Below are 11,956 nucleotides of genomic sequence, written 5' to 3'. Positions count from 1 at the left end.
ATAGTCCGAGTCAACTACCCTGGGCAGATGAAGATGTCCGACGGTGTCGAGTGGGCAGTGCACTGCTGCGTGGTGCTGACCGCTGCCGACAACCCTGTTCCCGCGGCGCGACTCGCTCAGTTCCACGACGTCTCGGGCAGTTACCTGGCCAAACACCTGCAGGCACTGTCGCGCGCGAAGATCATCCGGTCGGTGCAGGGCAAGGACGGCGGCTACGTTCTCGCCCGCCCACCGGGCGAGATCTCGGTGTACGACATCGTGCGGGCGGTGGATGGCGGTCGACCTGCCTTCGTCTGCAACGAGATCCGGCAACGCGGGCCGATGGCCGGCTCTCCGGAGCAGTGCCTGGAGCCTTGCGGCATTGCCCGCACCATGGCCGTGGCCGAACGCGCCTGGAGCGAATCACTACGTGGAGTAAGCATTCTCGACCTTGCCACCGAGGTCGCGACGAAACGGGACAGTGCGGCGGGGATCCGGCTGACCGCCTGGCTGAACGGCGATCCCGAGGCGGGCGGGGATGCCGTTACCGTTTCGTGAGCTAGCCTGCGCAGGGTCATCGATCTTTACGAGGGAGATGTTTGTGACTTCGCGTAGGCGATTCGCGTTCGGCAGTATGGCGATCGGCCTGATCGGCACCACCGTGCTCGGCCTGGCCGGCACCGCCCAGGCGGCCGTGCCGACGTGCCACGGCAAGAAGGCCACGATCATCGGCACCGCCGGTAACGACGATCTGATCGGCACCGAGGGCGTCGACGTCATCGTCGGCCGGTCGGGCAACGACTACATCGAGGGCAACGGCGGCAAGGACCTGATCTGCGGCGGCACGGGTAACGACGTGATCGCCGGCGGCACGGGCGCCGACCGCGTCTACGGTGACAGCGGTGTCGACCTGATCACCGGAAACAGCGGCAGCGACTGGATCTCCGGCGGGTCGGGCGTCGACACGGTGGTCGGCGGCAGTGGGAACGACCGGATCTACGGCAATTCCGGTGCCGACGCCCTCGCGGGCGGGGCCGGTGACGACCGGGTCACGGGCGGCGACGGGGCGGACGACCTGCGCGGGAACGCTGACAAGGACACGCTTCTCGGTGGCGCCGGGGCCGATTATCTGGCCGGAGGAGCGGGTCTCGACAAGCTCGACGGCGGCAGCGGCGTCGATTCCGTGTTCCAGGGAATCGGCCCTCGCTGAAACCTGTGAGAAAACTGTGCACTAGGTCACAGGGCATTGTCCGACGGCTACCCCAACTCATCAGTAACGTCACATTTCCCGCGGTACGCGCGCGGGTTCGCATCCTCGGACGGGTGTGACAGCTGCGACCGGGCCATGACGGCCCGGACGAAATCAGGGGAGCAGTTCGTGAACGTGTTCAAGCGCGTGGCGATCTTCGGTGCGGCCACGGCCGTGGTGAGTGGTCTGGCTCTGAGCGGGGCGGGCACAGCCCAGGCCGCAACGTATACCTGCGGTGGTAAGTCCGCCACGATCGTCGGAACCAGCGGTGACGACTACCTGATCGGCACCGGCAGCATCGACGTGATCGTGTCCGGCGGCGGTGACGACTACATCGAGGGCCGCGGCGGCAACGACATCGTCTGCGCCGGCGCCGGCGCCGACGTCATCACCGGCGACGCCGGCAACGACAAGATCTACGGCCAGGACGGCGCCGACACGATCATCGGGGCCTCGGGCAACGACACCGTCTACGGTGGCGCGGGCACCGACACCATCACCGGCGACGCCGGCAACGACTACCTCTCGGGCGACGCCGGCGACGACGTCATCGTCGGTGGTAACGGCAACGACAAGATCTACGGCGGCACCGGTAGCGACGGGGTCAGCGGCGACGCGGGCAACGACTACATCGTCGGCGGCAGTGGCCCCGACGGCCTGCTCGGCGGCAAGGGCAACGACAAGATCTACGGCAACTCCGGCAACGACCTGCTCGCCGGCGATGCGGGTACCGACAAGCTGTACGGCGGCACCGGCCGCAACACCATCTACCAGGGCAGCATGCCCAAGTAGCCCATTCTCACCACGTCGCCCGGTTCGCGAAAGCGGCCGGGCGGCTTGCATTTTGTCTCAGCCGGCCAAGGATGGTCAGCGACGGGCACGCCTGGTCGCCGACCGCGGGGGCCGGCTCCTCATGTGGGCCCGCACCAGATCCAGGACGGGCGTCAGCTCGGTCACGTCGTCGGGGGTGACCCGCTTCCTCCCGCACCTGCCGCTCGACCTCGTGGTGCAACAGGGCACTCACCCCGAGCAGGGCGAAAGACACCGCGATCCCGGGGGTTGATCACCGGCAGGCACGCCGGTGAGTCCCAGCCCGCTCCACCGCCTGATTGGAATTCGTAGTACGGCCCCTCAGTGCGCGCCGGGCGCCGTGAGCGCTCCCCAGCTCCAGCCGGAGATATGGACGATGCGCCCGCGCCAGAGCACCGGATCGGCCGCCGGGGTGGGCACGAAGGCCTCGCCCATCACGTAACGGGCGTTCTTCAGGTGCAGGTACTCGTACTCCTCGGGCTGCGGATCGTCGGTCAGCGGTTCGATGACGGCCGTGACCGCTTCGTGCAGGCCCTTGTTCAGGTACCGGCGCAACGACTGGGCGATGGAGTCACCGCCGTCCATGGTCTGGCCCAGCAGTCTCAGCCACTCGTCCTGCCCGACCAGCACCCCGGAGACCAGCGCACCGTCGACCGCCACGGTGATGCCGACCTCGAACGACGCATGCTCGGCAATACTCGCGAAGAGCCGCAGAATGGGGTCTCCCCCGGCTCCGGAGACAGACGCCTCCACGGTCACGGTGCCCATGGCCAGGGTCTCGTCGGTCATGGGGCTTGGTATCGGCAGAACGCCGGGACAGTTAAGCCACCTTGTCGATCTTGGAAGCGGCGCAGGGCTGGCTGTCGTCGAACGCGATGCTGATGATCTCGTCCAGTTTGCCCCGGGCCAACGCCAGTTCGTTCATCTGCCGGTCGATGCGCTCCCGCTCGGTCAGCAGCAGGGCCCGCGTGTGATCGGTCGAGACGCCGGTCTCCACGCAGGGCAGCAGCTCCTGGATCCTCCGGCTGGGCAGGCCGGCCGTGTAGAGCATCTGGATCAGTTGCACCCGTTCGACGGCCTCCTCGGCGTAGATCCGCTGACCACTCGTGCTGCGGCCGGACTCCAGCAGCCCCTGCTCCTCGTAGTAGCGCAGAGACCGCACACTGGCGCCCGACCGGGCCGCCACGTCACCGATTCGCATGAACCACCCCAGAAGTACTTGCCCCTGACACCGATGTGAGCTTTTAGCGTACTCGCAGGCGCCGCCCACCGAGGGCGGCGAATCCCCGAGGAGCTCATGTGAAGATCGCCGGATCCGTTGCCCTGGTCACCGGAGCGAACCGCGGCCTCGGCCGGGCACTGGCCGCCCACCTGGTGGAACGTGGAGCGAGCAAGGTCTACGCGACCGCCCGGACGGCGTCCTCCGTAGACCTGCCCGGCGTCGAGGTGCTCCAGCTGGACATCACCGACCCCGAGTCGGTGGCAGCCGCCGCGAAGGTGGCCCACGACGTCACCCTGCTGGTGAACAACGCCGGCGTCCTGACCGGCGCCCGGCTCCTGGACGAGCGGCTCGACCTGGTGCGCCAGGAACTGGACGTGCATTTCTGGGGAAACCTGAACATGGTGCGAGCCTTCGCCCCGGCGCTGGCCGCGAACGGGGGCGGGGCGATCGTGAACATGCTCTCGGCCCTGAGCTGGTTCAGCTACCCGGGCAGCAGCGGCTACGCCGTGGGCAAGTCGGCCGCCTGGGCCATGACCAACAGCCTCCGGATCGAGCTGTTCGAGCAGGGCACCCAGGTCACCGGCGTGCACCTGGGTGCCGCCGACACCGACATGATGGCCGGTTACGAGGGGCCGATGGTCAGCCCGGCCCAGGTCGCGGCTGCCGCCTTGGACGGGGTCGAGGCGGGACTGGGCGAGGTCCTGGTCGACGACTGGACCCGGTACGTGAAGGCCTCATTGGCCCATGACCCCAACGCGTTCTACACCCCGGCGTTCATCCGGGGAGAGCTCCCGGCCTGAGCCCGACGTCAGACGGCGACCGGCGCGCCGGACTCCTGCGAGGACTCCAGCCGCCCGGTCCGCTTGGCCCAGATCTCGAAGACCACGGTGAAGAACGGCGGGATGGAGGCGGCCAGACCGAGCACGGTGGTGCCGATCGACCAGCGCCGCACCCTGGCCAGGCAGAGGGTGAGCAGCACGTAGGTCACGAAGACGGCGCCGTGGATCGGCCCGAAGACCTGCACGCCGACCTCGGTCGTCTCGGCGACCCGCTTCAGGTACACACCGATCAGCAGGCCCAGCCAGCTGACTGCTTCGGCGAAGGCGACGACGCGGAACGCGGTGACCACGCGGGAGCTCATGACCGGGAAGTGTGCCATGCCGGCCGGTGTGACCGGTCTCGCGCCGTGCGTAGGGAACTTCCTCGGTCACCGCTGGGCCGAACCGGTGACCCCCCACCTGGATTACCCTGAGCGATACTACGATCACGGCATGTCAGTAACCGTGATCCTGGCCCGGCACGACGAGACCGGGCCCATCTCCAGCGCCGACGTCTACAAGGACGCCGAGAACATCTCGATCAGTGATTCCGGGGTGCTCACCGTGGGCTGTGGCTGGAACGAGAACCGGGTTGTCGTCGGCGCTTACCCCGCCAGCCGGTGGCTCAACGCCTACGTGGACGCCGACCGGGAGTACACCACGAGCGAGCCGCCCCCGGCGTCCTGACCGATCCTGACCGATCCTGACCGATCCTGACCGATCCTGACCGATCAGGTCTTGCGGTTGTACATCCGCAGGGCGATCGGCGAGAACACCAGGGTCAGGGCGACCGAGGCGCCGAGCACGACGAGGATGTCGCCCCGGTCGGGCGTGTCGTTGAGCAGGCCTCGGGCCGCCTCGACGAGCAGGGTCACCGGGTTGACGTCGACGAAGGCCTGAAGCCAGCCCGGCATCGTCTCCGGCGGGGCGAACACCGAGCTGACGAAGGTGAGCGGGAAAAGGATCATCATCGCCATGCCCATCACGGCGTTGGGTGTGCGTACCTTCAGCCCGAGGATGAGCCAGAGCCAGCTGAGCGAGAAGCAGAAGGCCAGCAGCAGGGCCACCGCCCCGAAGACCCCGAGAATCCCGCCCGGTGGACGGTACCCGATGAGCAGACCGACGACGAGCACGATCGTGGAAGCCATCAGGTAGCGCAGGGTGTCTCCGAGCAGGGCCCCGACGAGCAGCGACGGGCGCCAGACCGGCAGCGACCGGATCCGGTCGAACACACCCTTCTCGATGTCCGCGTTGATCGTCATCGCCGTGTACATCGTGATGAAGATGATGGTCTGCACCAGGATTCCGGGCAGGGCGTACTGCAGGTACTCCTTCGGCGAACCGGAGACCGCGCCGCCGAACACGTAGGTGAACATCAGCGTGAACATGATCGGGAACATCGTCACGTCGAAGAGCTGCTCGGGCACGTGCTTGATCTTCAGCAAGGCCCGCCAGCCGAAGGTGAGTGACGAACTGATCGGCCCGGCCGGTGCCGGCCGTTCCGAAGACCCCAGCGCGGCAAGCACCTTCGCATCGATTCCGGAGCTGGTCGTCATACCGGGACCTCCTGTTCGGTCGCCTTGCCGGTCAGGGCCAGGAACACCTCGTCGAGACTCGGCTGACCGAGCGAGTACTCGCTGATCAGCAGGCCGTGCTCCCCCACGCGATGCAGCGCCCCGGCCACCGCGGCCGGATTTGTCACCCGCAGCGAGACGGACGCCGGATCGGACTCGAGCACCGGCTCGGTGGTCAGGGATTCGCCCAGCAACCGGGCCACCTCGTCGCGGTCGGCCGGATCGGCCACCCGCACCTTCACCGCCCCGGTGCCCACGGAGGCCTTGAGCTGACCGCTCGTGCCCTCGGCGATGACCCGGCCGTGGTCGATGACCGCGATCCGGTCGGCGAGCTGGTCGGCCTCCTCCAGGTACTGCGTGGTGAGCAGGATCGTGGTGCCCGCCCCGACCAGGGCCCGCACGATCTCCCAGACCTGGTTGCGACTGCGCGGGTCGAGCCCGGTGGTCGGTTCGTCGAGGAACATCAGATCGGGCCGCACGACAATGCTGCCGGCAATGTCAATGCGCCGGCGCATACCGCCCGAATAGGCCTTGACCTGCTTGTTCGCGGCATCCCCGAGGTCGAAGGCAGCCAGCAACTGGTGGGCCCGCTCCTTCGCCGCCCGGCGTGGGTAGCCGTACAGCCGGCTGAGCAGGAGCAGGTTCTCCAGGCCGGTCAGGTCTTCGTCGAGCGAGGCGAACTGACCGGTCATCGCCACCCGGGCGCGCACCTGCGCGGCCTCCCGCACAACGTCGTGGCCCAGCACGGTGGCCGTGCCACCGTCCGGCACCAGCAGGGTGGCCAGCATCCGGATGGTGGTGGTCTTCCCCGCCCCGTTCGGCCCGAGCACCGAGTACACGCCGCCCTCGGGGATCTTCAGATCCACCCCGTCGACGGCCCGCATCGACCCGAAGGTCTTCACCAGACCGGCTGTTTCAATAGCCAGGTCGGTCATCGCACCCCTCCCGCATGTGTTCGTGGCGTCTGCTTCCATGAGATGGACCGGCCTGACAGCCGATTCTCATCGGTGGCCCCGGGGGCGCACAGTAGCCCGGACGAGGAGCCCGTCGCCCACCCATTATCTACCGGGCGTAGCCTGAAGTGACTCGGAGCAATGGAGGACGAAGATGTCACTGGGACCGCCCGACGCACTGGACGACAGCGAGATGGGCCCGGACGACGCCGCCCGGCCGACGCGCCCGAGCGAACGGGGCGCCTGGCGCAATCACGATCACGACACGACCGATGACGAGGTGGACGCCGGGGTCAGCCGGCTCCCCCTCGCCTGAGCTCGTCCAGAAGACTCGTCCAGAAGAACAGGCCGGGTCGAGCCGGTCAGCCGCGGCGGCGGACCAGACGGCGGATCCGCTGCCACCGACCCGGACCAGGAAGCGATTCGGGTTCAGGTTCCTGAGGCTCTTCCGGGCGAGCCGCCCGCCACTGCTCCACCGTCTCGTCGGCGTCGAGCACACCGACAGCGATCAGGGGCCCGTCCATGGGGCGGCGGTACTGGTCGAGCAGGCGGTGGTTGAAGTCGGCGACGGTCTCGCGCAAGACCTTCTCCGACGCGAAGGTGGGCAGAGCCGAGAGCAGGGCGGCACGCTCCTTGCGCAGGATCAGCAGGGGCGGGAGCAGGGCCTCCAGGTCACCACCCGAGCGCTGCACCCAGTCCCGGGCCCATTCCTCCGAGGTGAACGTGCGGTTCAGACCGCGCAGGGGCTTGCCCGCGCCCTCCAGGTTGTCGAACGCACCCCGCTCCCGGGCCTCGCGGATCTGCCGCTCGACCCAGTCCTCGCTGCGCATGCCCGCCGGCTTCCGCTCCGTCATGGCCTCCCCTGTGCACTCGTCCACCGGTGACAACGCCGGCGCGGTCCCACATTTTCCCGCGAGTCCGACGCCGCTGCTCGACGGGGAAGATCCGTGCGGCCACAACGCACAGATCTTCCCCGTTCCCGGACCGGCCGGGGTCCGGCGCCCTTGTCCACAGATCACCTTTGTCCCCAGGGCGCCGACGGCGCTCGTGTGCCGCCTCTAAACTCGGGCGGGTGACTGCGGACGCCGAGACTGCCCATGACCCCGGCATCACCGTCAGCGGGGCCGGTGATCCGGATCCGGCGCTCGAGGTGCTGCACCGGGTGTTCGGGTACGACTCCTTCCGGGGTAGCCAGCGGGAGATCGTCGATCAGGTCATCGGCGGCGGCGACGCGCTGGTGCTGATGCCGACCGGTGGCGGCAAGTCGCTGTGCTACCAGGTGCCGTCGCTGGTGCGGCCGGGCGTCGGGGTGGTGATCTCGCCGCTGATCGCGCTGATGCAGGATCAGGTCGACGCGCTGACGGCGCTCGGGGTACGGGCCGGTTTCCTCAACTCCAGTCAGGACTACGAGACCCGGCGCGAGGTCGAGAAGGCTTTCCTGGCCGACGAACTCGATCTGCTCTACCTGGCCCCCGAGGCGCTGGGCGGTGGCACCTCGTCCACCATGCGGTTACTGGAGCAGGGCAACATCGCTCTGTTCGCGATCGACGAGGCGCACTGTGTGGCCCAGTGGGGTCACGATTTCCGGCCCGACTACCTGGCCCTGTCGATGCTGCACGAGCGCTGGCCCACCGTGCCGCGCATCGCCCTGACGGCCACGGCCACGTCGCGCACCCATGAGGAGATCGCGCAGCGGCTCAACCTGACCGGGGCCAAGCACTTCGTCGCCAGCTTCGACCGGCCCAACATCCAGTACCGGATCGTGCCAAAGAACTCCCCGACCAAGCAGTTGCTCGACCTGCTGCGCACCGAGCACAACGGTGAGGCCGGCATCGTCTACTGCCTCTCCCGCAACTCGGTGGAGAAGACGGCGGAGACGCTGAGTGCCAGCGGCATCCCGGCGCTGCCGTACCACGCGGGTCTGGACCAGCGGGTGCGCGCGAAGAACCAGTCGCGTTTCCTGCGGGAAGACGGCCTGGTGATGGTGGCGACCGTGGCGTTCGGCATGGGTATCGACAAGCCCGACGTGCGGTTCGTGGTGCACCTCGACCTGCCCAAGTCGATCGAGGGCTACTACCAGGAGACCGGCCGGGCGGGTCGTGACGGCCTGCCGTCCACCGCGTGGATGGCCTACGGCATGGCCGACGTGGTGCAGCAGCGCCGCATGATCGACTCCTCCGAGGGCGACCTGGCCCACCGGCGCATGCTGTCCGGGCACCTCGACGCCATGCTGGCTCTCTGCGAGACGGTCGACTGCCGTCGCGTGCAGTTGCTCAACTACTTCGGCGAACAGGCCAAGCCCTGCGGCAACTGCGACACCTGCCTGGCCCCGCCGCAGACCTGGGACGGCACCGTGCCGGCGCAGAAGCTGCTCAGCACGGTCTACCGGCTGCAGAGCGAGCGCAACCAGAAGTTCGGCGCCGGTCAGTCCATCGACATCCTGCTCGGCAAGAAGACCGAGAAGGTCACCAAGTTCCGGCACGACGAGCTGAGCGTGTTCGGCATCGGCACCGAGCTGAGCGAGTCGCAGTGGCGCGGGGTGGTGCGGCAGCTGCTGGCGAAGAACCTGCTGGCGGTCGAGGGCGAGTACAGCACGCTCACGCTGACCGACGGCAGCTCGTCCGTGCTGCGTCGTGAGCGTGAGGTGATGATGCGCACCGAGCCGGAGAAGCCGTCGCGGTCGTCGGGTTCGGGCCGGTCGTCGGGCAGCAAGGCGAGCCCGGCCATCGATCTGACGCCCGAGGCGACGGTGGTGTTCGAGAAACTGCGGGCCTGGCGGGCGGGGGTGGCGAAGGAGCAGGGGCTGCCCGCGTATGTGATCTTCCACGACAAGACGTTGCGGCAGATCGCCACGCTGGTGCCCACGAGCCTGCAGCAGCTCGGCACGGTGGACGGCGTGGGTCAGGCGAAGCTGGAGAAGTACGGCGAGCAGGTGCTGGAAACGCTCTCCTCGTAGGAACGGGGTGAGGCGAACGCCACGCCCGTGCGGATCATCACGAAACCCGATGCCCGGACACTGGGCCCGGGCGATCCGGGACTTCCTTCCCCTGGGTAACGTCCTGTCCAGACATCTGTTCGTTCACTCCACGAAGGGCGAGGATGCTCTTCACGGGGCAGGCTGGTCACCCACGAGGCAGGCTGGTCGCGAGCAGTGCGCCGTCCTGTAATTGGAGTGCTCGATGACCCGCACCCTGCTGATGGTTCCCACCGGACACGGTTCCGGCCTCACGACAACCTGCCTCGGCGTCGTCGCCGCGTTGCAGCAACGTGGGGTGAACGTCGGTTTCTTCAAACCACTGGCCCAGTTCCGGGCGCGCACCGACGTGGCCGACACGTCGACGTCGCTGATCCGGCTGATCTCCGCGCTCGAGCCTCCGGAGCCGATCCCGGCCAAGGAGGCCGAGCGGCTGCTGAGTGAGAACAGCCTCGACACCCTCATGCAGCAGGCGGTCGAGACGGCCGAGCCGATCGTCTCGGCCCACGACGTGGTGATCGTGGAAGGTCTGGCGAGCGGTCCCGGCGGTGTCTACTCCGGCCGGGTCAACCTGGCGCTGGCCAAGGCGTTCGACGCGGACGTGGTGCTGGTCAGTGCGGCCGATGTGGACGGCGATGTGGACCGCACGGCCGAGTCGATGTCCATCACGGCGCAGACATATCGCGGTGGCGAGCACGACCGGGTGATCGGCGGCATCGTCAACAAGGTCACCGGCCGGTCGCCGGAGCAGAAGGCGCAGCTGCATCATGCGCTCGCCGAGGTCGGGGTTCGCCTGGCCGGGGCGGTTCCGGCGAAGGAATCACTGAGCTGGCCGCGCACCAAGGATCTGGTCGCCGCGCTCGACGTGAAGGTGCTCAGCGAGGGTGACGAGGACCGCCGGGTCAAGGACGTCATCATTGCCGCACAGTCGGTGCAGGGCATGCTGCCTCTCCTGCGGGAGGGTCGGCTGGTGGTCGTGCCCGGCGACCGCGTCGACGTCATCCTCGGGGTCTGCCTGGCCGCCATGAACGGGGTGCGGCTGGCCGGTCTGCTGCTCACGGTCGGGATCGAGCCGGACCCGCGGGTCTGGGCACTGTGCCAGCCGGCCGCCGCAACCGGCCTGCCGATCCTTCTCACCGACGAGTACAGCTACGAAACCGCTCTGACGCTCAACTCTTTCGATCCGGAGATTCCTTACGACGACGAGGAGCGGGCCCGGATGGCGGCCTCGAGCGTGGCCGCATCGCTCGATCCGGACTGGCTGGCCGAGCTTCCGACAGCGACCCATCTGACCCGGGTCAGCCCGCCGGCGTTCCGGCACCGGCTGACCACCCGGGCCCGGGCCGTGTCCAAGCGCATCGTGCTGCCGGAGGGCAGTGAGCCCCGCACTCTGCGCGCGGCCGTGGCCTGTCACCAGCGGGGCATCGCCCAGTGTGTGCTGCTGGCGCCGGAGGACGAGGTGCGCGCCCAGGCCGAGGGGCTCGGCCTGAAGCTGCCCGAGGGCCTGGAGATCATCGATCCCCGGCGGGTGGCCGACCGTTACGTCGACAAGCTGGTCGAGGCCCGCCGGCACAAGGGCATGACGCCCGAGCGGGCCACGGACGAGCTCACCGACCCGATCACGCTGGGCACGATGATGCTGCGGCTGGACGAGGTGGACGGCCTGGTCGCGGGCGCCGTGCACACCACCGCCGCCACGGTGCGCCCGGCCCTGCAGTTGCTCGGTACGGCACCGGGGGCCGAGCTGGTCTCGTCGGTGTTCTTCATGTGTCTGCCCGACGAGGTCGTCATCTACGGTGACTGCGCGGTGAACCCGAACCCGACGCCGTCGCAGCTGGCCGACATCGCGATCCAGAGTGCGCGTTCAGCCGAGGCTTTCGGCATCGAACCGCGTGTGGCGATGATCAGCTTCAGCACCGGCAGCTCGGGCTCCGGCACCGACGTGGCCGCGGTGACCGAGGCGACGAGGATCGTGCACGAGCGCGCTCCGGAACTGCTCGCCGACGGACCGCTGCAGTACGACGCGGCCGCCATCGCCTCGGTGGCGAAGAGCAAGGCGCCCGACAGCCCGGTCGCGGGCCGGGCCACGGTGTTCGTGTTCCCCGACCTGAACACCGGAAACACCACGTACAAGGCGGTTCAGCGCAGCGCCGACGTCATCAGTGTCGGCCCGATGCTGCAGGGCCTGGCCAAGCCGGTCAACGACCTGTCCCGCGGCGCCCTGGTCGACGACATCATCTACACGATCGCCCTGACCGCGATCCAGGCCGGCCAGCGCAACTAAAAACCTCCGTGATCAGGCAAGGTGTCCCCGGAGCTCCGGAACTGCCACGACTGGGGACACTTTGCCTGATCATGACCAGGTTTGAGGGCCCCT

14 protein-coding genes are annotated in these 11,956 nt (G+C 68.4%); 8 read left to right on the top strand and 6 right to left on the bottom strand.

Translation table 11 applies throughout. The annotated features are described in order from the left end of the window. Window positions 1-27: 27 nt before the first annotated feature. The 3 genes from QSK05_RS03690 (at window position 28) to QSK05_RS03680 (ending at window position 2,020) form a co-directional block, all read left to right on the top strand. The gene (locus tag QSK05_RS03690; RefSeq protein ID WP_285593908.1) at window positions 28-537 is read left to right on the top strand and encodes an RrF2 family transcriptional regulator; all 510 of its coding nucleotides are present in this window, start codon (window positions 28-30) and stop codon (window positions 535-537) included. A gap of 43 nt (window positions 538-580) precedes the next feature. After that, window positions 581-1,189 carry a calcium-binding protein gene (locus QSK05_RS03685; RefSeq protein ID WP_285593907.1) on the top strand — a complete coding sequence of 203 codons (609 nt, stop codon included), beginning with the start codon at window positions 581-583 and terminating at the stop codon, window positions 1,187-1,189. 168 nt (window positions 1,190-1,357) lie between these two features. After that, window positions 1,358-2,020: a calcium-binding protein gene (locus tag QSK05_RS03680; RefSeq protein WP_285593906.1), complete on the top strand. Its 663-nt coding sequence runs from the start codon at window positions 1,358-1,360 to the stop codon at window positions 2,018-2,020. 339 nt (window positions 2,021-2,359) lie between these two features. Here QSK05_RS03680 and gvpU read toward each other — a convergent pair whose 3' ends face one another. Both gvpU and QSK05_RS03670 read right to left on the bottom strand, forming a co-directional pair. Beyond that, window positions 2,360-2,827: a gas vesicle accessory protein GvpU gene (gvpU, locus tag QSK05_RS03675; protein WP_285593905.1), complete on the bottom strand. Its 468-nt coding sequence runs from the start codon at window positions 2,825-2,827 to the stop codon at window positions 2,360-2,362. A 31-nt stretch (window positions 2,828-2,858) separates the two neighbouring features. Then, window positions 2,859-3,239, bottom strand: coding sequence for a MerR family transcriptional regulator (locus tag QSK05_RS03670; RefSeq protein ID WP_285593904.1), 381 nt, complete (start codon window positions 3,237-3,239; stop codon window positions 2,859-2,861). Window positions 3,240-3,337: 98 nt separating this feature from the next. On the opposite strand from QSK05_RS03670, the gene QSK05_RS03665 reads away from it, so the two are divergent. Beyond that, on the top strand, window positions 3,338-4,060 hold the full coding sequence (locus QSK05_RS03665) for an SDR family oxidoreductase (RefSeq protein WP_285593903.1): 723 nt from the start codon (window positions 3,338-3,340) through the stop codon (window positions 4,058-4,060). 8 nt (window positions 4,061-4,068) lie between these two features. On the opposite strand, the gene QSK05_RS03660 is transcribed toward QSK05_RS03665, so the two are convergent. Then, window positions 4,069-4,401 carry a DUF3817 domain-containing protein gene (locus QSK05_RS03660; protein WP_285593902.1) on the bottom strand — a complete coding sequence of 111 codons (333 nt, stop codon included), beginning with the start codon at window positions 4,399-4,401 and terminating at the stop codon, window positions 4,069-4,071. A gap of 130 nt (window positions 4,402-4,531) precedes the next feature. Here QSK05_RS03660 and QSK05_RS03655 point away from each other — a divergent pair, with 130 nt between their 5' ends. Beyond that, window positions 4,532-4,765: a hypothetical protein gene (locus tag QSK05_RS03655; RefSeq protein WP_285593901.1), complete on the top strand. Its 234-nt coding sequence runs from the start codon at window positions 4,532-4,534 to the stop codon at window positions 4,763-4,765. A gap of 44 nt (window positions 4,766-4,809) precedes the next feature. Here QSK05_RS03655 and QSK05_RS03650 read toward each other — a convergent pair whose 3' ends face one another. Next, window positions 4,810-5,634 carry an ABC transporter permease gene (locus QSK05_RS03650; RefSeq protein ID WP_285593900.1) on the bottom strand — a complete coding sequence of 275 codons (825 nt, stop codon included), beginning with the start codon at window positions 5,632-5,634 and terminating at the stop codon, window positions 4,810-4,812. Next, on the bottom strand, window positions 5,631-6,587 hold the full coding sequence (locus QSK05_RS03645) for an ATP-binding cassette domain-containing protein (protein WP_285593899.1): 957 nt from the start codon (window positions 6,585-6,587) through the stop codon (window positions 5,631-5,633). The genes QSK05_RS03650 and QSK05_RS03645 overlap by 4 nt, the downstream gene beginning before the upstream one ends. A gap of 172 nt (window positions 6,588-6,759) precedes the next feature. Here QSK05_RS03645 and QSK05_RS03640 point away from each other — a divergent pair, with 172 nt between their 5' ends. Continuing rightward, window positions 6,760-6,921 (top strand): hypothetical protein, encoded by a 162-nt coding sequence (locus QSK05_RS03640; RefSeq protein ID WP_285593898.1) that lies wholly within the window; start codon window positions 6,760-6,762, stop codon window positions 6,919-6,921. A 46-nt stretch (window positions 6,922-6,967) separates the two neighbouring features. Here QSK05_RS03640 and QSK05_RS03635 read toward each other — a convergent pair whose 3' ends face one another. Then, the gene (locus tag QSK05_RS03635; protein ID WP_285593897.1) at window positions 6,968-7,459 is read right to left on the bottom strand and encodes a DnaJ family domain-containing protein; all 492 of its coding nucleotides are present in this window, start codon (window positions 7,457-7,459) and stop codon (window positions 6,968-6,970) included. Between the two features lie 254 nt (window positions 7,460-7,713). Here QSK05_RS03635 and recQ point away from each other — a divergent pair, with 254 nt between their 5' ends. Both recQ and pta read left to right on the top strand, forming a co-directional pair. Next, window positions 7,714-9,561 carry a DNA helicase RecQ gene (gene recQ, locus QSK05_RS03630; RefSeq protein WP_352300235.1) on the top strand — a complete coding sequence of 616 codons (1,848 nt, stop codon included), beginning with the start codon at window positions 7,714-7,716 and terminating at the stop codon, window positions 9,559-9,561. Window positions 9,562-9,784: 223 nt separating this feature from the next. After that, window positions 9,785-11,863: a phosphate acetyltransferase gene (gene pta / locus QSK05_RS03625; protein WP_285593895.1), complete on the top strand. Its 2,079-nt coding sequence runs from the start codon at window positions 9,785-9,787 to the stop codon at window positions 11,861-11,863. Window positions 11,864-11,956 lie beyond the last annotated feature (93 nt).

Origin of the sequence: Kineosporia sp. NBRC 101731 (genome assembly GCF_030269305.1) — a bacterium.
Lineage (GTDB): Bacteria > Actinomycetota > Actinomycetes > Actinomycetales > Kineosporiaceae > Kineosporia.
The sequence above is the reverse complement of the archived record's forward strand: the minus strand, read 5'-3'. Positions and strand labels throughout refer to the sequence as shown.